The 22,849-nt window shown below is 67.4% G+C and carries 21 protein-coding genes; 7 read left to right on the top strand and 14 right to left on the bottom strand.

Annotation, left to right across the window (positions count from 1 at the left end; all coding sequences use genetic code 11):
- The first annotated feature begins 41 nt into the window (after positions 1–41).
- Positions 42–815 carry an RNA ligase family protein gene (locus tag E1261_RS04480; protein WP_132402258.1) on the top strand — a complete coding sequence of 258 codons (774 nt, stop codon included), beginning with the start codon at positions 42–44 and terminating at the stop codon, positions 813–815.
- Positions 816–838: 23 nt separating this feature from the next.
- Here the strand turns inward: E1261_RS04480 and E1261_RS04475 are convergent, their stop codons facing one another.
- From E1261_RS04475 to E1261_RS04460, 4 genes are all read right to left on the bottom strand, one after another.
- Complete coding sequence (locus E1261_RS04475) at positions 839–1,711, bottom strand: chitinase (RefSeq protein WP_132402312.1); 873 nt, start codon at positions 1,709–1,711, stop codon at positions 839–841.
- Positions 1,712–1,848: 137 nt separating this feature from the next.
- Entirely contained in the window at positions 1,849–2,610 is a 762-nt protein-coding gene (locus E1261_RS04470; RefSeq protein ID WP_132402255.1) for a YebC/PmpR family DNA-binding transcriptional regulator, read from the bottom strand.
- Positions 2,611–2,643: 33 nt separating this feature from the next.
- Positions 2,644–3,240, bottom strand: coding sequence for a pyridoxal 5'-phosphate synthase glutaminase subunit PdxT (gene pdxT / locus E1261_RS04465; protein ID WP_132402253.1), 597 nt, complete (start codon positions 3,238–3,240; stop codon positions 2,644–2,646).
- Positions 3,237–3,809, bottom strand: a complete 573-nt coding sequence (locus E1261_RS04460) for a DUF6891 domain-containing protein (RefSeq protein WP_132402250.1) — start codon at positions 3,807–3,809, stop codon at positions 3,237–3,239. The genes pdxT and E1261_RS04460 overlap by 4 nt, the downstream gene beginning before the upstream one ends.
- A gap of 154 nt (positions 3,810–3,963) precedes the next feature.
- Between E1261_RS04460 and E1261_RS04455 the strand changes: the two genes are divergently transcribed.
- Positions 3,964–5,514 carry a tannase/feruloyl esterase family alpha/beta hydrolase gene (locus E1261_RS04455; RefSeq protein ID WP_132402247.1) on the top strand — a complete coding sequence of 517 codons (1,551 nt, stop codon included), beginning with the start codon at positions 3,964–3,966 and terminating at the stop codon, positions 5,512–5,514.
- On the top strand, positions 5,511–6,341 hold the full coding sequence (locus E1261_RS45105; protein WP_165952357.1) for an arylamine N-acetyltransferase family protein: 831 nt from the start codon (positions 5,511–5,513) through the stop codon (positions 6,339–6,341). Before E1261_RS04455 ends, E1261_RS45105 begins: the two co-directional genes overlap by 4 nt.
- Positions 6,342–6,344: 3 nt before the next feature.
- Here E1261_RS45105 and E1261_RS04445 read toward each other — a convergent pair whose 3' ends face one another.
- From E1261_RS04445 to E1261_RS04415, 7 genes are read right to left on the bottom strand one after another with little or no spacing between them, the layout of a single operon-like run.
- Complete coding sequence (locus E1261_RS04445; RefSeq protein WP_202874300.1) at positions 6,345–8,513, bottom strand: EamA family transporter; 2,169 nt, start codon at positions 8,511–8,513, stop codon at positions 6,345–6,347.
- Positions 8,513–9,766, bottom strand: a complete 1,254-nt coding sequence (gene ectB, locus E1261_RS04440) for a diaminobutyrate--2-oxoglutarate transaminase (protein ID WP_132402241.1) — start codon at positions 9,764–9,766, stop codon at positions 8,513–8,515. The genes E1261_RS04445 and ectB overlap by 1 nt, the downstream gene beginning before the upstream one ends.
- A gap of 8 nt (positions 9,767–9,774) precedes the next feature.
- Positions 9,775–10,665, bottom strand: coding sequence for a cupin-like domain-containing protein (locus E1261_RS04435; RefSeq protein WP_165952356.1), 891 nt, complete (start codon positions 10,663–10,665; stop codon positions 9,775–9,777).
- Positions 10,662–11,690: a PLP-dependent cysteine synthase family protein gene (locus E1261_RS04430; protein ID WP_132402235.1), complete on the bottom strand. Its 1,029-nt coding sequence runs from the start codon at positions 11,688–11,690 to the stop codon at positions 10,662–10,664. Before E1261_RS04430 ends, E1261_RS04435 begins: the two co-directional genes overlap by 4 nt.
- The gene (locus tag E1261_RS04425) at positions 11,687–12,358 is read right to left on the bottom strand and encodes an FMN-binding negative transcriptional regulator (protein ID WP_132402232.1); all 672 of its coding nucleotides are present in this window, start codon (positions 12,356–12,358) and stop codon (positions 11,687–11,689) included. Before E1261_RS04425 ends, E1261_RS04430 begins: the two co-directional genes overlap by 4 nt.
- Positions 12,351–12,800, bottom strand: coding sequence for a DUF3291 domain-containing protein (locus E1261_RS04420; protein WP_132402229.1), 450 nt, complete (start codon positions 12,798–12,800; stop codon positions 12,351–12,353). The genes E1261_RS04425 and E1261_RS04420 overlap by 8 nt, the downstream gene beginning before the upstream one ends.
- Positions 12,791–14,140, bottom strand: a complete 1,350-nt coding sequence (locus E1261_RS04415; RefSeq protein ID WP_165952355.1) for a SidA/IucD/PvdA family monooxygenase — start codon at positions 14,138–14,140, stop codon at positions 12,791–12,793. Before E1261_RS04415 ends, E1261_RS04420 begins: the two co-directional genes overlap by 10 nt.
- Before the next feature lie 164 nt (positions 14,141–14,304).
- On the opposite strand from E1261_RS04415, the gene E1261_RS04410 reads away from it, so the two are divergent.
- From E1261_RS04410 to E1261_RS04400, 3 genes are read left to right on the top strand one after another with little or no spacing between them, the layout of a single operon-like run.
- On the top strand, positions 14,305–15,492 hold the full coding sequence (locus E1261_RS04410) for an NAD(P)/FAD-dependent oxidoreductase (RefSeq protein ID WP_132402223.1): 1,188 nt from the start codon (positions 14,305–14,307) through the stop codon (positions 15,490–15,492).
- A gap of 46 nt (positions 15,493–15,538) precedes the next feature.
- Entirely contained in the window at positions 15,539–16,726 is a 1,188-nt protein-coding gene (locus E1261_RS04405; protein ID WP_132402220.1) for a serine hydrolase domain-containing protein, read from the top strand.
- Positions 16,727–16,766: 40 nt separating this feature from the next.
- Positions 16,767–17,306 carry a TetR/AcrR family transcriptional regulator gene (locus E1261_RS04400; RefSeq protein WP_132402217.1) on the top strand — a complete coding sequence of 180 codons (540 nt, stop codon included), beginning with the start codon at positions 16,767–16,769 and terminating at the stop codon, positions 17,304–17,306.
- A gap of 7 nt (positions 17,307–17,313) precedes the next feature.
- On the opposite strand, the gene E1261_RS04395 is transcribed toward E1261_RS04400, so the two are convergent.
- Together E1261_RS04395 and E1261_RS04390 are read right to left on the bottom strand one after the other, a co-directional pair.
- The gene (locus E1261_RS04395) at positions 17,314–17,682 is read right to left on the bottom strand and encodes a YciI family protein (protein ID WP_132402214.1); all 369 of its coding nucleotides are present in this window, start codon (positions 17,680–17,682) and stop codon (positions 17,314–17,316) included.
- A 286-nt stretch (positions 17,683–17,968) separates the two neighbouring features.
- A complete protein-coding gene (locus E1261_RS04390; protein WP_132402211.1) occupies positions 17,969–20,686 on the bottom strand; it encodes a helix-turn-helix transcriptional regulator in 2,718 nt (905 codons plus the stop codon).
- A 304-nt stretch (positions 20,687–20,990) separates the two neighbouring features.
- Here E1261_RS04390 and E1261_RS04385 point away from each other — a divergent pair, with 304 nt between their 5' ends.
- A complete protein-coding gene (locus E1261_RS04385) occupies positions 20,991–21,857 on the top strand; it encodes a hypothetical protein (protein WP_132402208.1) in 867 nt (288 codons plus the stop codon).
- A gap of 18 nt (positions 21,858–21,875) precedes the next feature.
- Here the strand turns inward: E1261_RS04385 and pdxS are convergent, their stop codons facing one another.
- The gene (pdxS, locus tag E1261_RS04380; protein ID WP_132402205.1) at positions 21,876–22,775 is read right to left on the bottom strand and encodes a pyridoxal 5'-phosphate synthase lyase subunit PdxS; all 900 of its coding nucleotides are present in this window, start codon (positions 22,773–22,775) and stop codon (positions 21,876–21,878) included.
- Between the last annotated feature and the right edge of the window lie 74 nt (positions 22,776–22,849).

Genomic DNA, 22,849 nt, shown 5'->3' with positions numbered 1-22,849 from the left:
TCGCGTTGCTGCCACCGAACCGTCCGCCCTATGGTCACCTGATGCTCGACCTGCGCACGTGCGACCTGGACAACCTGAACTCCGTGACGAAGTACCCGTCGATCCCGACGTACCACACGCTGGATCCACGCAACGGAGGACTGCTCGACGAGCACGTCAGCTTCAGCGGTCCGGTCATCGGCACCGAGAAGGTCGACGGTACGAACGCGCGGATCATCACGCTGCCGGACGGCTCCTATCTGCTCGGCAGCCGCGAGGAACTTCTCTATGCCAAGGGCGACCTGATCGGTAATCCGGCGCTCGGCATCGTCGCGGAGCTGCGGGCGGTCGCGGACGCACTCCCGGTCCCGGCCGCCGACCGGATCGAGGTCCGCTTCCTGGAGGTGTACGGCGGCAAGGTCACCGGCGCCAGCAAGAACTACACCGGCGACCGCCGAGTCGGCCACCGCCTTTTCGACGCGGTCTACCTCACCGGCTACGAAGACCTGCTGGCCCAGCCCCGCGCGGCCCTCTCGGACTGGCGCGAGGCCGGCAACCAGCCGTTCCTCACTGAGGAAGACCTCCAGAAGCTCGCTGTGGCCGACGGACTGGCGCTCACGCCACGTCTGTTCACGCTGGACGCAACCGCCCTGCCGCACGAGCTCGCAGCGACCCAGGCCTTCCTCACCGAGCATCTCCCGCACACCCTCAGCGGCCTGGACGACACTGCCGCCGGCATCCCCGAGGGCATTGTCCTGCGCACGCCCGACCGCTCCACGATCGCGAAGGCGCGCTTCCAGGACTACGCCCGCACTCTGAAGCGCCGAGCCCGCTAAGAACGTGCGGACCCGGCCGGCTCTCAGCAGTAGAGGTTGTCGCCTGGCGTGACACCGAGCAGACCGGTGAACCGCCGGTAGGCGCTGACCCGGGCCTCCACCTGCGCCGGGTTGCCGCCGTTGCACTCGATCGAACCGTTGATGGTCCGGATGGTCTGGCCGAAGCCCTGGTTGTTGACCATCGCGTTGTGTGCAGTCATCGTGCCGGCACCGGTCTGGGTGTTCCAGAACCATAGTCCGGTCTTCCACGAGACAGCCGGGTCCTGCTCGACCAGCCAGGGATTGGTGAGCAACGGCAGCCCGAGTGCATCGCCCGCAGCCTTGTAGTTGAAGTTGTGGCTCAACTGGATCGGACCGCGACCGTAGTACGCGTTCTGGCCGGCCGGGCAGCCGTAGGAATACTCCCAGTGGCAGTAGCTCGGGTAGTTCGCCTCGTTGATCTCCTTGATGTAGACCAGCCCACCGGTCTCGTGATTGACGTTGGCCAGGAACGCAGCAGCCTCGCGCTTCTTGGTCGTGTCGTCACCGGTGTTGGCGAATCCGGGATAGGCACTCATCGCGTTGATCAGACCGGAGTACGTGTAGAACGAGTTCCGGTTCGGGAACATCTGGTTGAACAACGCCTCGCTCACCGGGAAGCCACTGGTGCTCCCGCCATCGCAGTTGTACGGCTCCCAGTACCAGGTACTCACGGTCGGCGAGTACCCCGGATTGTCATGCTCCGCGATGTAGTAGGAACCCTGGAACCGCACGATGTTGCCCGTCACGTACCACTGCCCTTGCACCCAGTCGGTGTAACTACAGGCGAGCGAGGCTGTCGGCGCAGCCACCGCCGATCCAGCCATCACAGTTCCCGGAACCAGTAGCGCGACCAGCGCCACGGCAAGACCGATCATCTTCTTCACAGCGTCTCCTTCGTAGGGGCGGTTACTCGGAGCGCAGGGGCCCGAAGGGGGTCCCGACGAGGCCAAGGTAAGCAACTTGCCCGACTAAAGAAAGATCTCAGCGAAAAGATTCGATCAAACTGGGAGGGTCAGCCGACCTCGGCCATGACCTCGTCGGAGACGTCGAAGTTCGCGTAGACGTTCTGGACGTCGTCGCTGTCCTCGAGGGCGTCGATCAGGCGGAAGATCTTGTTCGCGCCGTCGGCGTCGAGGTCGACCGTCATCGACGGGACGAAGGAAGCGTCGGCGGACTCGTAGTCGATGCCGGCGTCCTGGAGGGCGGTCCGGACCTTGACCAGGTCGGTGGCCTCGCTGATCACCTCGTAGGACTCGCCGAGGTCGTTGACCTCGTCGGCGCCGGCCTCGAGGACGGCCTCCATCACGTCGTCCTCGGTGTAGGACTTGCCGTCCTGCTCCTTGTTCACGACGATGACGCCCTTGCGGTGGAACAGGTAGGCGACACTGTTCGGGTCCGCGAGCGAACCGCCGTTGCGGGTCATCGCGGTGCGCACGTCGGCCGCCGCGCGGTTGCGGTTGTCGGTCAGGCACTCGATCAGCATCGCGACACCGTTCGGGCCGTAGCCCTCGTAGGTGATCGACTGCCAGTCCGCGCCACCGGCCTCGGCGCCGGAACCACGCTTGACCGCGCGGTCGATGTTGTCGTTCGGGACCGACGACTTCTTCGCCTTCTGGACCGCGTCGTACAGGGTCGGGTTGCCCGCGAGGTCACCGCCGCCGGTCCGGGCGGCCACCTCGATGTTCTTGATCAGCTTCGCGAAGAGCTTGGCGCGCCTCGAGTCGATGACCGCTTTCTTGTGCTTCGTGGTGGCCCATTTGGAGTGGCCTGACATCGCGAACCCAACCTCTCTACCGCCGAACAAACGTTAGAGCTCGCGGACCAGCTCGGCGAAGTAGCCGTGCAGCCTGGCGTCCCCGGTCAGCTCCGGATGGAACGACGTGGCCAGCAGCCGGTCGTGGCGAACCGCGACGATCCTACCCGTGGCCGGGCCCGAGCTCACCGTCGACAGTACCTCGACCTGCGGGCCGACCCGTTCCACCCACGGTGCCCGGATGAACACGGCGTGGTACGGCGCCTCGAACGCGGCGAACTCCAGATCCGCCTCGAACGAGTCCACCTGCCGGCCGAACGCGTTCCGCCGGACCGTCACGTCGAGCCCGCCGAGCGTCTCCTGGCCGGCGATCCCGCCGGTGATCTCGTTAGCGAGCAGGATCATCCCCGCGCACGTCCCGAACACCGGCATCCCGTCCGCGATCCGCTTCTGCAGCGGCTCGAACAGCTCAAACGCCCGCGCCAGCTTCTCCATCGTGGTCGACTCACCACCCGGCAGCACCATCGCATCCACCTGCGCGAGCTCGGACGGACGCCGTACCGGCCGTGCCTCCGCACCTGCCTGCGTCAGCATCGCCACGTGCTCGCGCACGTTCCCCTGCAGCGCGAAGACCCCGATCACCGGGCTCATAGGACCACCCGACGCTGCCAGTCCAGCGTCACCTCGATGCGGCCCTCGTCGAAGACGGCCGGGAGGTTGCGCTCGTTGAGCAGGGCGAGTACGTCCTCGAGCAACGGCTCCCCCGGCGCCACGTTGGCGGTGTCCGGGTGCCAGACCTTCAGCTCGAGCATGCCGAAGTCGACTGCGTGCCAGACGTCGGTGTCGGTGAAGAACACCAGCCCCTGCGGCTCGGCAGCAGCCTCCAGCGCCTGCCTGGCCTCATGGTGGTCGGCTGTATACCGAACCACCACCAGCCCCAGCGCCTCCAGCTCAGCCAGTACGGCGTCCAGCCGGTCGAGGTCAGTCACCTCCGGCCACGTCTTCGCGTCCTCGGTGACGTCGATCAGCGCCTCACCGATCAGCAGCGGCACCAACGCGGACGCGTCCATCGCCGGGGCGTCCTCCTGGACCGCCTCCGTGAGCGCAGCCGTGATCGCCGCGTGGTCTGCGTACCCGGACCGCACCAGCACCCGGGCCAGCCCGCGCAGTTCACGGGCCGTCCGTTCGTCGAGCGCCAGGAGCCCTTGTACAGCGTTCATACCGGCCAGGGTAGCCCGGTTTCCCGACGTCAAATCGTGACGGGTAGCTGCCATGGCATGGAGTTCCGGCCGATTTTGTCCCCGGGGGCGTCTAACGTCGGTCTTGACGTTGCCCGTCCCCACGTTCCGCACCTGGTCGCACTCAGGAGTTGGCATGAAGCGAATGATCTTGGCGGTGTTGTCCCTCGGCGCACTGCTCGTCCCGGTCCAGGCCTCCGCGACCGGATCGGCTGCCGCGCCGGCCGCTGGGTGTGAAGCGGTCACGAAGCCGTCCGTGCCGGGCGCGAAGGTGCTCTCGACCAGTGCGGCGCCGAAGCCTGGCGGCACGGTCGAGTATCCGCCGGAGTGGGGCGTCCCACCGATCACCAACGTGCCGCCGTTCTGTGAGGTCAAGGTCGAGCTCACGCATCCCGGTGCCGGCGACCAGGTGCTGGTCCGCTTGTGGCTGCCTCTGACCGGCTGGAACGGCCGCTTCCAGGCGACCGGTGGCGGTGGCTACTCGATGCACCAGGGCGACGGGCCGCTCGCGCTTGCCATCAAGGAGGGCTACGCAGCGGCGCAGACCGACGGCGGTGTCGGCTTCGACATGGAGGACCCGTCGAAGTGGGCGCTCGACAGCAAGGGCCGCGTCAATCGCGAGCTCCTGAAGAACTTCGCCTACCGCTCGCTGCACGACCTGGCCGTCGCGGGCAAGGCCGTCACCAAGACGTACTACGGCAAGGCGCCCGCCTACTCGTACTGGAACGGCTGCTCGACCGGTGGCCGCCAAGGCATGATGAACGCCCAGCGCTATCCGAACGACTACGACGGCATCAGCGCGGCCGCGCCCGCGATCAGCATGCCGAGCTTCGTGGTCGCGGATCTGTGGCCGCAGGTCGTGCAGAACGTCGAAGGCGTCCACCCGACGGGCTGCGTGCTCGACGAGTTCCAGCGGGCGGCGACCGCGCACTGCGATCCCGCCGACGGCCTGGTGGACGGTATCGTCCGCGAGCCCGGTGAATGCCGCTTCGATCCCAGCACGCTGGTCGGCCGGCAGATCGAGTGCAAGGGCAAGACCGTCACCATCACCAAGGCCGAGGCGGACGTCGTCCGCAAGATCTGGGCGGGCCCGAAGAGCAGCTCCGGCGCGCAGTTGTGGCCCGGCTACGACCCGAGCACGAGTCTCGCCTTCACCGCGGGCACCCCCTTCAAGCTCGCGGTGAACTGGGTCAAGTACTTCGTCAAGAAGGATCCCGCCTTCGACTTCAGCACCGTCGGCTACCGCGAGTTCGAGCAGATCTTCTACCAGTCGAAGCGCGAGTACGACCGGATCCTCGGGACCGACGATCCCAACCTGACCGCCTTCCGCAACAGTGGCGGCAAAGTGGTCACCTGGCACGGCACCGAAGACTCCGTCATCCACTACGGCGGCACGCTCGACTACCGCCACCAGGTCGTACGGCGGATGGGCGGCGCCACCAAGGTGGACAAGTTCTACCGGGTCTTCCTCGCCCCCGGCGCGGAGCACTGCGGCCCGGCCGCGGGCGCGGCCCCGTTCGATCAGCTCAAACCGGTGGTCGACTGGGTCGAGAAGGGCAAGGCCCCCGAGACCATCGCCGCCTTCACCTACACCGGCGCATCCCGCGACCTGTGCCGCTACCCCCTGAAATCCCACTACAACGGCACCGGCGACCCTCGCCAAGCCACCAGCTACACCTGCCGGTGAGTCTAGATATCGGCCGGACGCTGGAGCGACTAGGGATCGATGGACCGGTCGGGCCTGACCTGGTCAGTCTGCGGAGGCTGCATCATGCCTGGGCCACTGCGGTGACCTACGAGAACCTCGACATCCAGCTGGGCCGACCGGTGAGCCTGGCACCGGAGGCGCTGGCCGACAAGATCATCACGCGTCGGCGGGGTGGGTTCTGTTACGAGCAGAACTACGCGTTCGCGGTGATGCTCGGCGCGGTTGGTTTCGAGGTCTCGATCATCGAGGCCGCCGTTGACCGGGAGCTGCGTGGCGAGTCGGCCTGGCGCAACCACATGCAACTGCTCGTGACTGTCGACGGTGAGACGTGGCTCTGCGACGTGGGTCTGATGGACGGCTTCCTGTCCCCCATCCGCCTTCGGCCCGGCAAGCACGTCGAAGGTCGGCAGACGTATTCGCTGGTGCAGGTCGGCGACGATGTCTGGCGTCTGCACCACCGCCCTGGCGGTGCCTTCATCACTTGCGACCTGCGCTCCGGCCCGCTGACGATCGAGGACTTCACCGAGGTGTGCGCCTGGCGGGCCACGGCGCCGGAATCGATCTTCGTGCAGACCCTCCTGGTCGCCCGCACGGACATCGACGAGGCAGTGATTCTGCGGTCCCGCACCCTCACCCGGACCGGACCGGCGGTCAGCGGCGGCAAGGTGCAGCGCGTACTCATCGACGCCGACGACCTCGCCGCCGTACTGACGAAGGAGTTCGCGCTACCGCTGGCCGGGCTCGACCTCGATGCGCTCTGGGAGCGCGCCGTACAACAACACGAGATCTGGCTGGCCGCCGGCTGAGTCCTAGTGCACCGGCACGCGGCTGTAGAGCCCGTCCTGCTCCAGTTGCCGCAGTCGTGCGTAGTCGGCGGCGATCTGCTCCGGATCGTCCGAGATCAGGTACACGAATCCCGGGGACGTCACCACGTCGATCGTCTGCGGCAGTGGATGCCCTTCGGGGTGCGCCATCACCGTGTGCGCGTACGACGGTAGTTCGCGGATGACCGCCATCGCTTCGTGCGACGGCACCAGTCCCCCGTCCCGCGGATTGATCAGCGACACGTGACGTGGTCGCTCGAGAAGCCGGTACGCCGTCTCCGGCAGCCGGTGGAACTCGTCCGGCTCGACCGCTGCCAGGGCCAGCAGGTCCACCTGACTGATCCCGAGGCACCGAAGGTTGATCTCCGGAACCTGCCCGCCACCCAGCCGCGCGGCGCACTCGACCAGAACCGGCCCTCTGCTCGTGAGCATCACCTCGCTGTGACCGGCCCCGTTGCGGATCTCCAGCGCGTCCAGCACCTGATGGGTGTACCGCGCGATTCGCTGCGCGTCCGGATCATCCGGCGACTGTGGCTCGTGATAGTCGAAGATGATGTTCCCACCCGGCAGGTGGCGCTTGGAGTAGCGCCAGATCTCCGCAGTGCGGTGCCGGCCATCGCGGCTGACCGTGTTGACGAAGTACTCGTCACCGGCCAGGAACTCCTGCGCGAGCACGACGTGATTGGCCAGTCCATAGCGGTCGGCGCTGGCGATGATCTTCGCGCACGCGGCCCGCACTTGCTCGGGTGAGTTGCAGACCACGACATTGTCGGTCCCGGCACTGGCCACCGGTTTGAGCACGATCGGCCAGTTCGCCTCGGTCGCGGCCCAGGCCACCACCTCGTCGGCGTCGCCGGAGACGATGGTGGCCGCGTGCGGCAGTCCGGCGGCGCGCAGAGCCTGCACCATCTCGTACTTGTCCCGGCGGCTTCTCGGTCGGCTCATCCCGTTGCCCGGTGTGCCCAACGCGGCCGAGAGCTGATCGGCCAGCTCCACCCCGGATTCGGCAGCCGCGATCACCTGGCTGACGCCGTACTGGCGGAGTGCTGCGGCTGTGGCCGTCACGTCACCGTGGTGCCGGAGGTTCTCCTTCAGCCCGGTGGTGTCCAGCGTCAGGTTCACGTCCGGACTCTCGGACTGGACGTGGATGCAGTCTGCGCCGAGCTTGTTCAGAGCGGCGGGCAGGTACCGGCCGGTCGAGTAGGCGTCGACCACGACGACGGCACGTGGACGCGCGGCCACGCTTCGGGCCCGGACTCCCCAGGCGACCAGCGCCACGATTCCGAGGACGCACACGATCGACAACGGCGAGATGCCCAGCCGGCCGTCGAGCAGTTGCAGTGCGATCGCGAACGCCGGACCGACACAGACCAGCAGCGAGACGGTGATCGGCTCCGCATGCTTCACACCCAGCTGGAGCAGATAGAGCGGGATGATCACCGAGATCAGCGCGAGCACGATCCCTGGTACGACGGAGTCGGCGAGCTGCGGCTGATCGGTGGTCGCCACCACCGTCCAGCTCACCGCGATCATCAGGAAGAACCGCACCGACATCACCGAGCCCGGTGAGTTCCCCCGCTCGCTGAGCCGCTTCGAGAAGACGATGTTGCCGGCCGAGGCGAGCCCGGAGACGAGCGCGAGCACGATCCCCAGTGCGGCCTCCCGATGGCCGATCGCGCCGACCGCGCTCCGGCCGGTGATCGAGCCCCAGGTCAGGACCAGGATCAGCGCGAAGATGCCGATGGCGGCGACGATCTCGCCGGCGACCACCGCGGTTCCTTTGCGCAGCCGCGATCCGGCCAGCGCCAGGAACACCGGTCCGATGGCGAGACTGATGACGTTGACGATCGCCGGTTCGATGTACTTCAGCGAGAACAGCACGGTGAGCCAGGCGATGGCCGTGGTGACGTTGAGGGCCGCGACATCACCGGGCTGGCGGCGGATCGGCTCCAGCACCGCGGTACCTCGCCGGGCGACCTCCAGCCCGGCGAACGCCATACCGGCCAGGGCGAAGGAGATCGCGCCGACCACCGCCGGGTTGAGATCCTGGAAGACGTTGCCCGCATAGACGTTGACGACCGCGGTCATGAAAGCGAAGCCGATCACCGAGTAGACACCGCGCGCGGTGTTCGACAGCTTCCCCCCGGCGGCCATCAGGCCATCGTCCGGTCGATCGCGCCGCCCAGGATCCTCAAGCCTGCCCGGAGGTCGGCCGGTGAGATCAGCAACGAGGGCAGCAGTTTCACGACCTCGTCGTCGGGACCAGAAGTCTCCACCAGAAGGCCGTCCTCGTACGCCGCTGCGCTGACCCGCCGGGCCAGCCCTGGCTCGGCGAACTCCACTCCCCAGAAGAGCCCACGGCCACGGTGAACGACGCCCGGATACCGGCTGCAGACAGCGGTCAGGTAGTCCGAGACGAGCTCCCCCTTCGCCACGACCTCCTTGTGCAGGACCTCGTCGGACCAGTACGTCCGGAGCGCGGCCGTCGCGGTCACGAAGGCCGGATTGCTGCCCCGGAACGTGCCGTTGTGCTCGCCGGGATTCCAGACGTCGAGTTCGCGGCGGAACAAGGTGAGCGCCATCGGCAGGCCGTACCCGCTGATGGACTTCGACAGGCAGACGATGTCGGGCAGGATGCCCGCGTCCTCGAAGCTGAAGAATCCACCGGTCCGCCCGCAGCCGGCCTGGATGTCGTCGACGACGAGCAGGATGTCCCACTTGCTGCACATTGCCGCCAGCCGCTGCAGCCACTCGGCGCCGGCGATGTTGACACCACCTTCGCCCTGAACCGTCTCCACGATGACGGCCGCCGGCAGGCTGATCCCGCTGCCCGTGTCACGGATCAGGTCGTCCAACAGGTCGAGTCCGGATACGCCGTGCTGCCCGAACCCGTCGTACGGGATCCGGAGGACGTGGTCCAGCGGTACGCCGGCGCCGGCCCGCTTGTCCGCGTTGGCGGTCACCGCCAGCGCGCCCAGGCTGACGCCGTGGAAGGAGCGGGTGAAGGCGACCACCGTCTCGCGTCCGGTCACCTTCCGCGCGAGTTTCAAGGCAGCCTCAACCGCGTTGGTGCCGGTGGGTCCGGTGAACTGGACCTTGTAATCCAGGTGCCGGGGCCGCAGCACCAACTCCTGGAAGGACCGCAGGAAGTCGCTCTTCGCCTCGGTCATCATGTCCAGGCTGTGCACGATGCCGTCGGCGGTGAGGTAGTCGATCAGCGGCGCCTTCAGTAGCGGGTTGGCGTGACCGTAGTTCAGCGCGCCGGCACCCATGAAGAAGTCGAGGTAGACCGAGCCGTCAGCGGCGTGGATCCGGTCGCCGGAGGCCCTGGTGAAGATGTCCGGCCAGCTTCGGCTGTAGACCCGTACCTCGGACTCGAGGCAGGCAACATCGTCGATCACAGTCATCAGAATTGTCAGCTCACGTAGGTCAGATAGGACTTGTAGAACGGGAAGGCGTATTTCGCGGGCACGCCGAGACCGAGTCCGAGATAGGAGATCAGGTTGTAGTAGCCGTTCTGCACCGGTGCGCCGTGGAAGACGGATCCCATCCCCCGGCGGGCGCTCTCGGCCGTGTGCCAGTCGATGTTGAACGACATCGTCAGGCTCAGGTTCGTGACGTGGTGCAGGGTGCCCGGCGGCATGTAGAGAATCTCGCCCGGTTCGAGCACGACCGTGACGGGCGTGGTCTCGGCGGCCCGCGGGAACGCGTCGTAGTCGGGGGCGGTGGGATCGAAGCTCGCCCAGCGCCAGCCGTGGGTGTAGCAGAGTTCGCGTTGCTCGGCGGGGATCAGGATGAACTGCTTGCGCCCGGCCAGGTGGAAGAACAGGTTGTTGGTCAGCAGGGTGTCGAAGTGCAGCGGCGTGATGCTGCCGGTCGGCCCCATGAAGTGCTGGGTGTAGTCCGGCCAGTTCGGCCGGTACCACTCCGGCAGCAGGTGCAGCGGGAAGGGATCGACATCGGCCTTGAGGTCTGGGAAGTGGCCGAACAGGGGCACGTCGTGCAGATAGCCAGGCCGCTCCGTCACGGTGCCTTCGGCAACCTGTGTCTCGTGCTTGGCCAGCGATTCCAGGTAGTCCGACAGAGCGACGTACTCGCGCCGGCCGTCGGCCACGTTGCCCATCTTGACGCCCAGCTTCGTGGTGTGCCCGCCACGGCGGAAGTACTCCGGGGTCCAGTCCAGTGCCCGCCAGTCCGTGGTCAGGTTCCGGATCACCACTGGTTTGCCTTGGGCAACGAACTCGCCGTAGAAGTCCTCCCGGCCGATCGCGTCGACCCGCTCGACCGTGCTCCAGGTCGCTGTCACCACGAAACTCCATTCAACTCGTCGAGAAGGCCGTTCGCCGTCATCCAGTCGTCGTCGTACACCTTGGAGATGTAGCGGCTGCCGCTGTCCGGGCACATCACCAGCACCTTGAGGCCGGCGGTGCCTTGGCCTTCCTCGCGCAGCCAGTTGAGGGCTCCGGCGACGGCGCTGCCCGAGGAGACACCCGCGAAGATGCCTTCCTCCTTGAGCATCCGGCGCGTCATCGAGAAGCCCTGGTGATCGGTCACCTGCACCACAGCGTCGATCAGATCGAAGTCGATGTTCGCCGGGACGCAGTCCTTGCCGATGCCCTCGATCAGGTAGGGCTGCGCCGGACCGCTCTTACCGTGCGTGTACATGTCGTAGAGGATCGAGCCGATCGGGTCGATCCCGATCACCTTGAGCGCGGGATTCTGCTCCTTGAGGAACCGGCCGGTGCCGCACAGCGTCCCGCCCGTCCCGAGGCCGGCGACCAGTACGTCGATCTCCGGCAACTGCCGCAGGATCTCCGGGCCGGTGTTGCGGTAGTGGTAGTCGCCGTTCGCGAGGTTGTTGTACTGGTCGATGTAGAACGCGTTCGGCTCCTTGCGCGCGATCTCGCGAGCGACCGCGCAGTAGTTCTCCGGGTTCTCCGGCGGAACGGTCAGTGTCACGACCACCTCGGCGCCGAAGGCACGCAGTACCTTGATCTTCCCCTCGGACATCTTGTCCGGCACGGTGAACACACAGCGGTAGCCCTTCACCGCCGCGGCCATCGCGAGACCGATTCCGGTGTTCCCACCGGTCCCCTCGACCACCACACCGCCGGGCTTCAGCAGGCCCCGCCGCTCCGCGTCCTCGAGCAGCCACCAGCCGATCCGGTCCTTGATCGAGCCACCCGGATTGGTGAACTCCAGCTTCGCGAAGATTTCGGCGGACTCGTCCGCCGCCACCCGGTTCAGCCGGACGATCGGGGTGTTGCCGATGGCGCCGAGCACGTTCTCATGCACTGCGCTGTTCGGCGGGTTGGACGTGGTCTGTGTCATTGCTGCGCTCCCCGACGTACGTTGCCGGCGCTTCTGCCGGATCTGGTCTGCGTCTCCAAGTCCGCCGTCAGCCGCGGCAGCACTTGGCTCTGCCTGCTCTGCAGCTTGCGGATCAAGCTGTCCTGCGCGCGTCGTCTGTCCTCGGTAGACTTCTCCTGCGAGAACTTGAAGACGCCGTCCATGGCCAGCACTTCAAGCCGGAAGAAGACGATCCGGCTGATCATGGCCAGTGCCTGCGGGCTGCGCTCGTCCAACCGATAGCCGGTCCCGTTGGCGCTCTCCAACTGGTCGACCATCCGGACCATGGCGGCGAGCTTGTCGGTCTCGTCCTTGACGAGTTCGCTGGTCCCCGTCAGCCGCGCCACGGCGTAGTTCCAGGTCGGGTACTGCCGTGACTCGTACTCGACCGGCGAGATGTAGGCGTTGGGGCCCGAGAACACCGCGGTGATCCGCTGCCCGTCCAGCTGTGGCAGGAACGGGTTGTGCAGGTCCAGATGCCCGTACAGCCACACACCACGGTCCCCGTTGCTCCGATCGAGCAGCAGCGGCATGAACCCGACGTCCGAACCGTCGGCCGGGATCAACGTCGCGAACGGGAAGTTCTCGACGAGATGGAGGATTCTGTCCTGATCGGTACTGCGGTACTGGTCGGTCAGGTACTCAGGCATCGCTGCTGTCCGGCACCGGCACGGTGTCGAAGGTGAACACCGACGAGCTCGGTCCGTGCTCCTGAAGCTGCTTCAGGCGGCTCTTCGCCTCCTCGACCGACGGCCGTTCGGACTCGTCGACCCACCACAGCACATAGCTCGGCTCGACGATCCGCTCGAACCAGTCCAGCCGCCGTTTCAGCATCGCCCGATGGCTGGACTGGTAGACGAAGTTCTTCAGCGTCTCGACGGACTTCCAGACCGAGAGGTTGAAGATGATCCGCTGGTCGTCGAACGCCCGGATGTCGGTCGCGTTGCCGGTGTCGTCGTGCAACCGCCAGACGAAGCCGTCCCAGACGTCGGCCTCGGCGTTCACCGGTTCGAGCCGTTCGACGAAGTCCTTCATCCGGGGGTGATCGAGCGACTCGCGTTCGATCGAGATGTTGAACTGCGCTACGTACATGACACTCCAGAGTTCGGGTCGAGGGCCTCGGCGAGGGCACGCTCGATGTCGAAGGCGCGGTAGGACAGCAGACTGAACGAGCCGGCATCACCCAGGCCGTGCGACGACTCGCACAGGCCGTTGAGCACCAGCGGCGGGGCGTTGTGCCCGTCCCGCGGAACCGCCTGGTAGCTGCGGGTCACCCGCAGCGTTCCGTCCTCGTTCTTCTCGTAGGAGTCGGCGATGTCGCCCAGCAGCGGATGACAGAGTTCCTCGTTCTCCGCGGTGCCGAAGTTCCGGAAGCCGGTGGCGAGGATGACGGCGTCGACCAGGATCGTCTCCACCTGGCCGGTGTGCTGATCCCGGAGGACGAGCTCCACGCCGGCGCCGCGGTGGGTCGCGTCGATGACCTCCCGGTTGTTGTGCACCAGGATCGACGAGTCGCCGCGCACCTTGTTCTCGTAGAGGACGAAGTACAGCTCCTTCAGAACGTCCTCGTCGACGGAGCCGTAGTTGCTCCGGAGGACCTGCTCGTTCAGCTGCTTCTTCGACTCGGGCGAGGAGTTGTAGAAATAGTCGGTGAATTTCGGGAACAGCAGGTCCTCGGTGAACGGACTGGTGTCCTTCAGGACATAACTGAATTTCCGGAAGACGCTGTGCGTCTTGGTCCCCGGAAGGCTGCCGCGCAGATCGAGAATGATCTCGACCGAGCTTTGACTCGAACCGATCACCGCCACCGACTTCGGCGCGTTCCCGGCTTTCCAGAGATCCCGGCGGCCGGTGTATTCGGTGAAATGGAAGACATTGTCGCCGAGCAGCGGCTGAAAGATCTCGGGAATGTTCTTCGACCGGCCCGGGGCGAAGGACAGCGAACGGCCCCACAGCGATCGGGAGCCGGTGTCGACCCGGACCAGCCGGCGGCCCGACGCCGAGGCCGGATCGTCGCACAGGGAGATCGCGGCGACCGCTTCGGAGTAGTGCGTCTGCTCCTTGAACTGGTCCGCCACCCAGTTGACGTAGCGGGCGAAGTCCGACCGCGGCGGATAGGGCGCGTCCAGGTTGAGGAAGTGGAACAACCGGTCTTCGCTCTTCAGGTAACTCAGGAAGCCGTACGGGCTGCACGGGTTCTTCGGGGTGATGAAGTCCCGGAGCGGATTGTGCTGGATGTCCGAACCGTCGATGATCATCCCGGCCTGCCAGGCCGGCCCGTCGTTCGCCTCGACGAAGGTCAGCGACCGCGGGCTCGAGCACTCCGCGTGGGCCACCGCCAGGGCGATGTTGGCCGGGCCGAACCCGACGCCGACGGTATCGAAGATTTCCCCTTCATCGATAGCGCTGTCACCGATAGCGTCACGATGCACGTGAACTACCTTTCCCCCACTGGATATGAACATTTGCGCCCGGCCACGGCCTGGACGTCACCGGGACAGTACGGTCCGGGCCGACCGGGGTCAAGATATTTGATCCAGCCCGAAAGGCCGTGGCAGGAACCTGCAATTTCACAAAACTTCACGGAGGGAAAGTCATGACAAGGCAGGTCGTAGTACTCGGTGCCGGAATTGTCGGTACGGCGGTCGCCGAACAGCTCGGCCGGCGGGCCGGATGTTCGGTCATCGTGGTCGACCGGCGCGGGCCGGACAGCCTGCCGGGGTCGACCGGCCATGCCCCCGGATTCGTCGGGATCCTGAACGACGAGCCGACTCTGGTCGAGTTGGCCCGCGAGAGCGTGGAGATCTACCGCAACCTGCAGTGGCGAGGCCAGGCGGGCTTCGATCAGGTGGGAGCTTTGGAGCTGGCGACAAGCCGTGCCGGGTCCGAGCGGCTGACGGTGCGCGCGCAGGCAGCCGCCACCGTAGGCATTCCAGCGACACTGATCGATCCAGCCGACGCCGTGGCGCTGGCACCGCGAATGGTTGATCGCCAGGGGATCGTGGCCGCGCTGCATTTGCCTTGGGACGGCGCGGCTCGTGCGACCGTCATCACGGCAGCCCTTGCCGAACGGGCCGAGGCAGCGGGGGCCCGCTTCTTGTTCGGTCAACCGGTAACCGCGATCGAACTTCGGGGCGATCGGATTGTCGGCGTACAGGTCGGAAACGAAAGGCTGCCGGCGGACGACGTGGTTGTCGCCTGCGGTATCTGGGGGCCTGCAATTGCGGACCTGGCCGGAATTCACCTGCCGCTGGTCCCCGTCGTACATGCTTATGTCTACAGCTCCGCGCATTCGGCGACCAGGCGGCCCTCGCCTCTCGTCCGCTGGCCCGAACACAACGTCTATATGCGCGACGACGGCTCACGCTACGGCTTGGGCACTTCCGACCATGCCCCTTTGATCGCGGACGAGTTGGCGGACCGGGCCGAGTTGTCGTGGCCGGGCGGTGAATTCGACGACGCGGTTGCCGCCGCTCTGAAGTTACTGCCCGCCGAACACCGGTGGAGTCCGAGTGAGCACCTCGGCGGCGTACTGGCCATCACCCCGGACAAGATGCCACTGCTCGGGTCGCTTGGTCAGGTGAATGGCCTCTGGTCGGCCGAAGCAATCTGGGTCACCCATGCGGCGGGCGCAGCGAAAGCTCTGGTGGCACAGATGTTCGGGGAACCGTCCGCGATCACTCCGCTCGATCCCGGACGCTTCACCGGCTCCTCGCCCGAGGACCTCCGCCGGCGGGCCACGGCTCGCTACCGCGACCTTGCAACCCGACCGACCGGTCGGTAGGGTCACTCACAGAAACCTACCTATCGGTCGGTAGAGAGGAGTGGCCATGCAAGCCGTTGAGGTACAGGGAACGGTCGCCGAGGGCTTCGAGCCGGTGCGGGATGCTTTCCAGTGCAATTTCGAGCAAGGCGCCGAGGTCGGCGCGGGGCTCGCCGTCTATCAGAACGGGCAGCCGGTCGTGGACCTGTGGGCCGGCGAGGCCGACCCGGCCACCCACCGCCCGTGGCAGCACGACACGATCGCCGTACTGGCCTCGACCACCAAGAGCCTCGCGGCCGGGGCGTTACTGCTCCTGGTCGAGCGCGGAGACGTGGATCTGGACGAGCCGGTGGCACGCTACTGGCCGGGGTTCGCGCAGAACGGCAAGGGCGACATCAGCGTCCGGGTGCTGCTCAGCCATCGCGCCGGGCTGCCCTCGATGCACACCCGACCGGTCACCTGGGAAGACCTGCGTGATTGGACGCCAATCACCGAGACTCTGGCCGCGGCTACCCCCGAGTGGCCGCCCGGCACGGCCCACGGGTACCACGGCGTCACGTTCGGCCATCTGGTCGGCGAGATCGTCCGCCGGGTCTCCGGCGTGAGCCTGGGCGAGTACTTCGCGCGCGAGATCGCCGTACCGCTCGGACTCGACTGCTTCATTCGCGTGCCCGACGCGGAGCTGCCTCGGCTGGCCACCATGGTCGTCCCCGACGCCGAACAGCTCATGCTGGGGATGAAGGTGCCCGAGCTCGCGAACATGGTCCGCGCGCTCAATGACCCGACCACGCTGACGTACCGGTCGATGTACGGCAGTGTCGCGATCAGCTGGGACGCCACCAACGACCCGCGCACCTACCAGGTGGAGAGCCCGTCCATGGACGGCGTCGCCTCGGCCACATCGCTCGCCCGGTACTACGCGGCCCTGATCGGCGAGGTGGACGGCGTACGACTGCTCGCTCCGAGCCTGATGGAGCAGGTGCGGCACCCATACGGCGACGGCCTCGACGAGATCCTGCAGGTGCACACCTCATGGGGTCTCGGCTTCGCACTGCCCGGCGGCCCGATGTGGCCGGCGCCGGAACAGATCGAGGGCCTGTTCGGGCACAGTGGCGCCAGCGGATCGTTCGCCTTCGCCGACCCGGACCGAGGCCTGGCCTTCGCCTACGTGCCCAACCGTGGCTCGGAACTGCTGGAAGGCGGCGACTTCCGGGTCCGCAGCCTGATCGCCGCGCTGTACGACGGGAGGGTCTAGGCTTCGACCCACCGAAAACACCACCTGTGGGAGATGACCGTTGTCGGGCGACACCAGGAACCGCATCGTCGAGACAGCGCGCGAACTGTTCACCACCCACACCTACCGCGCGGCCTCGATGCGCGACATCGCCGAGCGGGTCGGCATCACCAAACCCACGCTCTACCACCACTTCCGCAGCAAGAGCGAGATCCTCGGCCACCTGGTCGGCCCGCCCATCGACGAGCTCGAGGCGGTAGTCGAGGATGCTGCCGGCCGGGACAGCCAGGCCGAGATCGCCGAGCGGATCCTGGGCGGGTGCGTCGATGTCATGCTCGCCCATCGCGAGACCATGAACCTGCTGCTGCGGGACGCCTCGGTCTACAGCGACGACTCGACCGCGGTGATGGCGCGGATGACGGACATCGTCAACCGCGCCATCGAACTGCTGGCCGGGCCCGACGCGGACTGGCGCCGTCGCGTCCGCGCGGCCCAGGCGTTCGCAGCAGCCACGGACCCGGTCAGCCAGTTCACCGACGTACCGGTGGCGGACCTCCGCGCCGAACTCCTGCGCGGGGCCGCCGCCGTGCTCCACACCTAGGAGCCGTTCACGCAGCGGGTGCCTCTTGCAGGGCGCGCACCTCGACGCGGCTCCGCAGGACGCCGGAGGCCCGCTTGGCCCATCCGATCGCGTCGTCGTCGTTCTCGGCCTCGATGATCCAGAAGCCGCCGAGGTACTCACTGGCCGTCGCGAACGGACCGGGGGTGAACTCCGGACCGTCGCCGGTGGCGTCCACTGTGGTCGCGGTCGACGGCGGCTGCAGACCGCCGGCGAACCGGAAGGCGCCGGAGTCCTGGAGTGCCGTGTTGAAGGCCCCTACCTCCGCCATGAGCTCCTCCAGCTCCGCGGGGTCGATGCTCTCCATCGTCGGCTCGGTTTCGGAGTCATGCGGAAGGCTGAGGAAGTACTGGGTCATCACGTGCTCCTTGGTCGCTGAGGTGCGTCTCGGTCGGCCCGATCGCTGTCTCAGACACTATGAAGAAGGCACCTGATGCCGAATCAGTCATCGTGACTGGCTTCGGGCGGACTAGGGCGTGTCTCTTAAGTCCGCGCCGTAGCGAGCATGTGCTCGGTGCGGTAGCTCGGTGTGCTGGAGGGGAGGCCTCGATGCTTTCCATCGTGGCCTTTCCTCCAGTGCGGCGAGGTGCCGTGCCGAGTGCAGCGCAGTAGGCGTGGGCTTAAGAGACACGCCCTAGCCCCAGTCACGCCCCGGCGACGAGGCCGGCCAACTCGTTGCGGGCGGTGACACCGAGCTTCGGATAGGCCTTGTAGAGGTGGTGGCCGACGGTGCGCGGACTGAGATAGAGCTGCGCAGCGATCTGCTTGTTGGTCTGCCCAGCTGCGGCCAGCTGCACTACCTGCAGCTCCTGCGGAGTGAGCAGGGTGAGGGGTCCGATGTCGCGCTTCTCGGTCCTGGCTCCGCCGAAGGCGGCGAGCTCACCGTGGGCGCGTTCGGCCCACAGGGACGCACCAATGCGTTCGAATCCGGCGGCCGCTGCCTCGAGGTGGGCCCGTGCCTCGGTGCGCCTGCGTTGGCGACGCAGCCATTCGCCGTAGACCAGTCGGGTGCGAGCGTGGTCGTACGGGCCGCCGTACCGCTCGTGGAGCCGGATGCCTTCGACGTAGAGCGGTTCGGCCTCACCGTCAGCGGCCAAGAGCGCGCGGCAACGCAGGGCGAGCCCGGTGATGACCGGCTGGTCGACCTGCTCGGCCCAGTGCGCGAACTCCGCCCACGCGTCCAGTGCCCGGTCCGGTGCGCCGCTGCGTACTGCCGCCTCCACCAGATCGGGCACCGCCCGCATCAGCACGTCGCGGCGGGCAGGGCCGCGACAGACCTCTTCGAGTCCGCCGAGCGCAGTCTCGAATCGTCTGGCGGACAGGTCGAGCATCGCCAAGCCCCACGCCCCGATCTCCGCATTCACCCGGTGCCGGCTCTGGGCGTCCGGAAGCACCTCGGCAGCCAGCTCTCGGCTGCGGGTCTCCTCCCCCGCTACGGCGTGCAGCCACACCTCCACCGAGCGGTGCGCCAGTCTCTCGGTCGAGTTGCCGAACTCCGCACTGATCGCTGCGCCTTCCGCGACATCCGCCCGCGCGTCCGCGAACTCGCCGCGAAGCAGCCGCGCCACCGCCAGCACGTTGAGGAGGTACGGGACCCAGCCCAGCGCCCCGGTCGCCCGCACCTGGGCGAGCATGGCCTCGGTTTCGGCGACCACATCGTCGTCGGCGGCGATCAGGAGCCCGCCGACAGCTGCGGTCATCCGGTGCGTCAGCTCGAGATCACTACCTTGTACGGCGGCCAGGAGCTCGCGCGTCGGGCCGACACCCGGCTCGGGGCGCCCGGAGAACAGCTCCTGCCAGCCAAGAAACGTGGCGACCACGATCTCCCAATGCCGCGGCGGCGTGAACTCGCGCAACAGGTCCGTGGCGCGTTGCAGCAGGTCGTGGGCTGCCCCGTGCCGGGCGGCGTGCACGGCTTCGTAGAGGTTGAGCGCGGCCTGCTCGGGATCGGTGTCACGCACCAGCGCGCCGGCTTCGATCGTCAGTTCCGCATCGATCCGTGGCGAGGTGCGCTCGTAGGCCACCGCGCCCTGGGCGTAGATGGCCTCGGCCCGGATGCCAGGGTCGGTGGTCAGCGAGAGCGCTTCGGCCGCCAGTCGGGCGGCTCGGTCAGGCTTGCCCGCGTCGAACGCGGCCTGGGCCGCCCGGGCAATCCGCCGGGCTCTCGGCTGCGGGTCCACGCTGAGTCGACCGGCGCGCTCGTAGGCGACAGACATCGCCATCGCGCCGCCACGGTGCTGGGCCCGTTCGGCAGCGCCTTCGAGCTCGACCGCCACCGCCTCGTCGGGAGCAGTTGCGGCAGCGGCGAGATGCCAGGCCCGGCGATCGGCAACCGCGTCGGCCGTCAGGGCGTCGGCGTACGCGCGATGCACCTCGACCCGTCGATGCAGCGGCTCGCCCCGATAGGCGGCCGCGCGCACCAGTGGATGCCGGAACGCGACGCGGGTCCCGATCCGAACCAGGGTGGCGCGTTCCGCTGGCGCCAGGTCGGCGGCAGCACCTCCGAGAGTCTCGACCACCCGCAGGACCGTCTCGAGTGGCGCCGTCGAGTCCGCTGCGGCGACCAGGAGCGCCCGTCGGGTCGGATCGGGAAGTTCCGCGATCTGCCGACGGAACAACTCCTGGACGCGGACGGATACCGGCAACGTGCCAACCGGGTCGAAAAAGTCTGGGTCATCACGCCGGTTCGATCCGAGCTCGATGATCGCCAGCGGATTACCGGCGGACTCCTCGAGCACGCGGGCCCGCAACGGGTCGGCCAACTCCGGTGCATGGCAGTCGAGCAGCTTGGCGGCGTCGCCCGCCGCGAGGCCAGACAGCTGCATCACCTCGATCCCCGGAGTCTCGAACGGCATCGACGTCTCGCGCACCGCGAACAGCATCGCGATCCGGTCGGCCTCGAAGCGACGAGCCACGAACAGCAGCGCCTCCGCGGAACCCTGGTCGAACCACTGCAGGTCGTCGACGACGCAGAGCAGCGGGGCGTCCTCGGCCAGGTCAGCGAACAGCGCCAGCGTGCCGGCGGAGGTCAGGAACCGATTCGCCGTACCGGTCTCAGCCAGTCCGAAGGCACCGCGCAAGGCCGCGGCCTGAGGTTCCGGTAGAGCATCCAACCGGTCCAGATGCGGAAACAGCAGCTGATGCAGGCCTCCGTAGGCCAGCTGGGAGTCGGACTCGACCCCGATCGCGCTCACTACCCGAAAGCCTTCGGATCTCGCCACCGACACCACGCGGTCGAGCAGCACCGACTTGCCGACGCCCGCCTCCCCCCGCACCACCAGCGCACCGCTGCGCTCAGCACGCGCATCCGCCAGCAGGCCTTCGATCCGCTTCAGCTCGTCGTCTCTCCCCACCAGCGACATGCGGTCACGATAACCCGCTCCCCAAGCCCCAGAACGCCGACGCCGGTGGACCACTGGCGGATGGCCCACCGGCGTTCAGATGCGAGAGATCAGCAGGAGCCGACCCACTTGTGAGAGCTGCCGTAGTTGTCCAGCTCGGGCCGGCCTGCACCCTCCGGGTCAGGCAGAACGAGGAGCCGCTGTGGCCGGTGCCGTTGTAGACCCGGACGCGCCCAGCAACAGGCGCAGGATGGGTGCGCTGACCGGAAGCTCCCGATCATCATCAGCACGAACCTCGACCGGCCCCCTGCAAGAATGCGTTGTCGTGAACCATGTGCTGGATCTCGGGGCCCGAAAGTTCTGGCGACTGGTCGGCAAGCCTGTCGACCTCGCCGTGGAGCACTCCTGGCTGCGCGCCCCGATGAGTCGTTCCTCCGCGGTCGGGGACGGCTGGCTGTCCGTCGAGGCTCGGCACCACGGCGGCACGGTCGACGAGGATGCCGCGGCCACAGGTTCTTCAGCGGGCCGGGCACCCGGTCTGCTCCCTGCGATGACCATCCTCGACGGCCCCGGGTTCGACGCGTCCCGACTGGACCCACGGATCTGCGACTTCTATGAACACACCGCCGCCTGGCACATGGAGGTGTGGTCCGGATGGTCACCGCTGTTCTGGCCGGCAGGTGAGCTGATCGCGCGCTTGTTCGGCCGCCGGGTGGAGCAGCTGTCTCTCCCGATGCGCCCGCTTGACGTCGCGTACGGGATGGACAGCCGGGTCCGCGTGATCCGCGACCGGGACGGCGAGCAGGTGGGCGCCGCGTGGCTGCGGACGCTCCGGCTGTCCGGCCGCTACGTGTTCAGCGGCTGCTACTCGGCGCGGCGTCTCCCCGGCGCGGCGCAGCCGAGCGTCCATGTCGCGTTCCCACTCGAGTCCGGGAACGTCCAGGTCTTCCTGCGCCCGGTCATCAGCGAAGGGGGCGGGCTCGTCCTGGAGTCACCCCCAGGACGATTCGGGCAGAACGGCGCGTACGTCGTCGTACACGACAACGGACGGGACTTCGCCGCGCGCGTCCCGCTCCACGAGACCTTCCGCCTGTACTGCGACCCCTACGGGGTGCTCCGCACCGACCACGAACTGCGGATCCGGCGCACCTGGATGATGCGCCTGCACTACAAGATGGAGCCTGCCCGATGATCAACCGGTTCCGGTTGCCTACCAGCCGCGCTCGGCGAGGCGGTGCGGCTGCGGGATCTCGTCGACGTTGATGCCGACCATGGCCTCGCCGAGGCCGCGGGAGACCTTGGCGATCACGTCGGGGTCGTCGTAGAAGGTGGTGGCCTTCACGATGGCCTCGGCGCGCTGGGCCGGGTTACCGGACTTGAAGATGCCGGAGCCGACGAAGACACCCTCGGCGCCGAGCTGCATCATCATGGCCGCGTCGGCCGGGGTCGCGATGCCGCCGGCGGTGAACAGTACGACGGGAAGCTTGCCGAGGGCAGCGACCTCCTTGACCAGTTCGTACGGCGCCTGCAGTTCCTTGGCTGCGACGTACAGCTCGTCCTCGGGGAGGTTCTGCAGCTTGCGCAGCTCCTGGCGGATCTGGCGCATGTGCGTGGTGGCGTTGGAGACGTCACCGGTGCCGGCCTCGCCCTTGGAGCGGATCATCGCCGCGCCCTCGGTGATCCGGCGCAGCGCCTCGCCCAGGTTGGTGGCGCCACAGACGAAGGGGACGGTGAAGTTCCACTTGTCGATGTGGTTGGCGTAGTCGGCCGGGGTGAGCACCTCGGACTCGTCGATGTAGTCGACCCCGAGGCTCTGCAGGACCTGCGCCTCGACGAAGTGACCGATCCGGGCCTTGGCCATCACCGGGATCGACACGGTGCTGACGATGCTCTCGATCATGTCCGGGTCGCTCATCCGGGAGACGCCACCCTGCGCACGGATGTCGGCCGGAACCCGCTCCAGCGCCATCACGGCGACCGCACCGGCGTCCTCGGCGATCTTGGCCTGCTCGGCGGTGACGACGTCCATGATCACGCCGCCCTTGAGCATCTCCGCCATGCCGCGCTTGACCTTCGCGGTACCGGTCTGCGGGTTCACGTTCTCGCTCACTGCATCCTCCTGGTCGTGGGACTTCACGTCCCACGGTAGGCGGCAGGAGGCAGCAATCTTCAGTCCACCTTGAT

This window comes from Kribbella albertanoniae (assembly GCF_004348455.1).
Lineage (GTDB): Bacteria > Actinomycetota > Actinomycetes > Propionibacteriales > Kribbellaceae > Kribbella > Kribbella albertanoniae.
This window is presented reverse-complemented; position numbering and strand designations above follow the sequence as displayed.

Coding starts and splice junctions, on each gene's coding strand:
- E1261_RS04480 (WP_132402258.1), top strand. CDS start 42: ATGCTCGACCTGCGCACGTGCGACCTGGACAACCTGAACTCCGTGACG.
- E1261_RS04475 (WP_132402312.1), bottom strand. CDS start 1,711: ATGATCGGTCTTGCCGTGGCGCTGGTCGCGCTACTGGTTCCGGGAACT.
- E1261_RS04470 (WP_132402255.1), bottom strand. CDS start 2,610: ATGTCAGGCCACTCCAAATGGGCCACCACGAAGCACAAGAAAGCGGTC.
- pdxT (WP_132402253.1), bottom strand. CDS start 3,240: ATGAGCCCGGTGATCGGGGTCTTCGCGCTGCAGGGGAACGTGCGCGAG.
- E1261_RS04460 (WP_132402250.1), bottom strand. CDS start 3,809: ATGAACGCTGTACAAGGGCTCCTGGCGCTCGACGAACGGACGGCCCGT.
- E1261_RS04455 (WP_132402247.1), top strand. CDS start 3,964: ATGAAGCGAATGATCTTGGCGGTGTTGTCCCTCGGCGCACTGCTCGTC.
- E1261_RS04445 (WP_202874300.1), bottom strand. CDS start 8,513: ATGGCCGCCGGGGGGAAGCTGTCGAACACCGCGCGCGGTGTCTACTCG.
- ectB (WP_132402241.1), bottom strand. CDS start 9,766: ATGACTGTGATCGACGATGTTGCCTGCCTCGAGTCCGAGGTACGGGTC.
- E1261_RS04430 (WP_132402235.1), bottom strand. CDS start 11,690: ATGACACAGACCACGTCCAACCCGCCGAACAGCGCAGTGCATGAGAAC.
- E1261_RS04425 (WP_132402232.1), bottom strand. CDS start 12,358: ATGCCTGAGTACCTGACCGACCAGTACCGCAGTACCGATCAGGACAGA.
- E1261_RS04420 (WP_132402229.1), bottom strand. CDS start 12,800: ATGTACGTAGCGCAGTTCAACATCTCGATCGAACGCGAGTCGCTCGAT.
- E1261_RS04410 (WP_132402223.1), top strand. CDS start 14,305: ATGACAAGGCAGGTCGTAGTACTCGGTGCCGGAATTGTCGGTACGGCG.
- E1261_RS04405 (WP_132402220.1), top strand. CDS start 15,539: ATGCAAGCCGTTGAGGTACAGGGAACGGTCGCCGAGGGCTTCGAGCCG.
- E1261_RS04395 (WP_132402214.1), bottom strand. CDS start 17,682: ATGACCCAGTACTTCCTCAGCCTTCCGCATGACTCCGAAACCGAGCCG.
- E1261_RS04390 (WP_132402211.1), bottom strand. CDS start 20,686: ATGTCGCTGGTGGGGAGAGACGACGAGCTGAAGCGGATCGAAGGCCTG.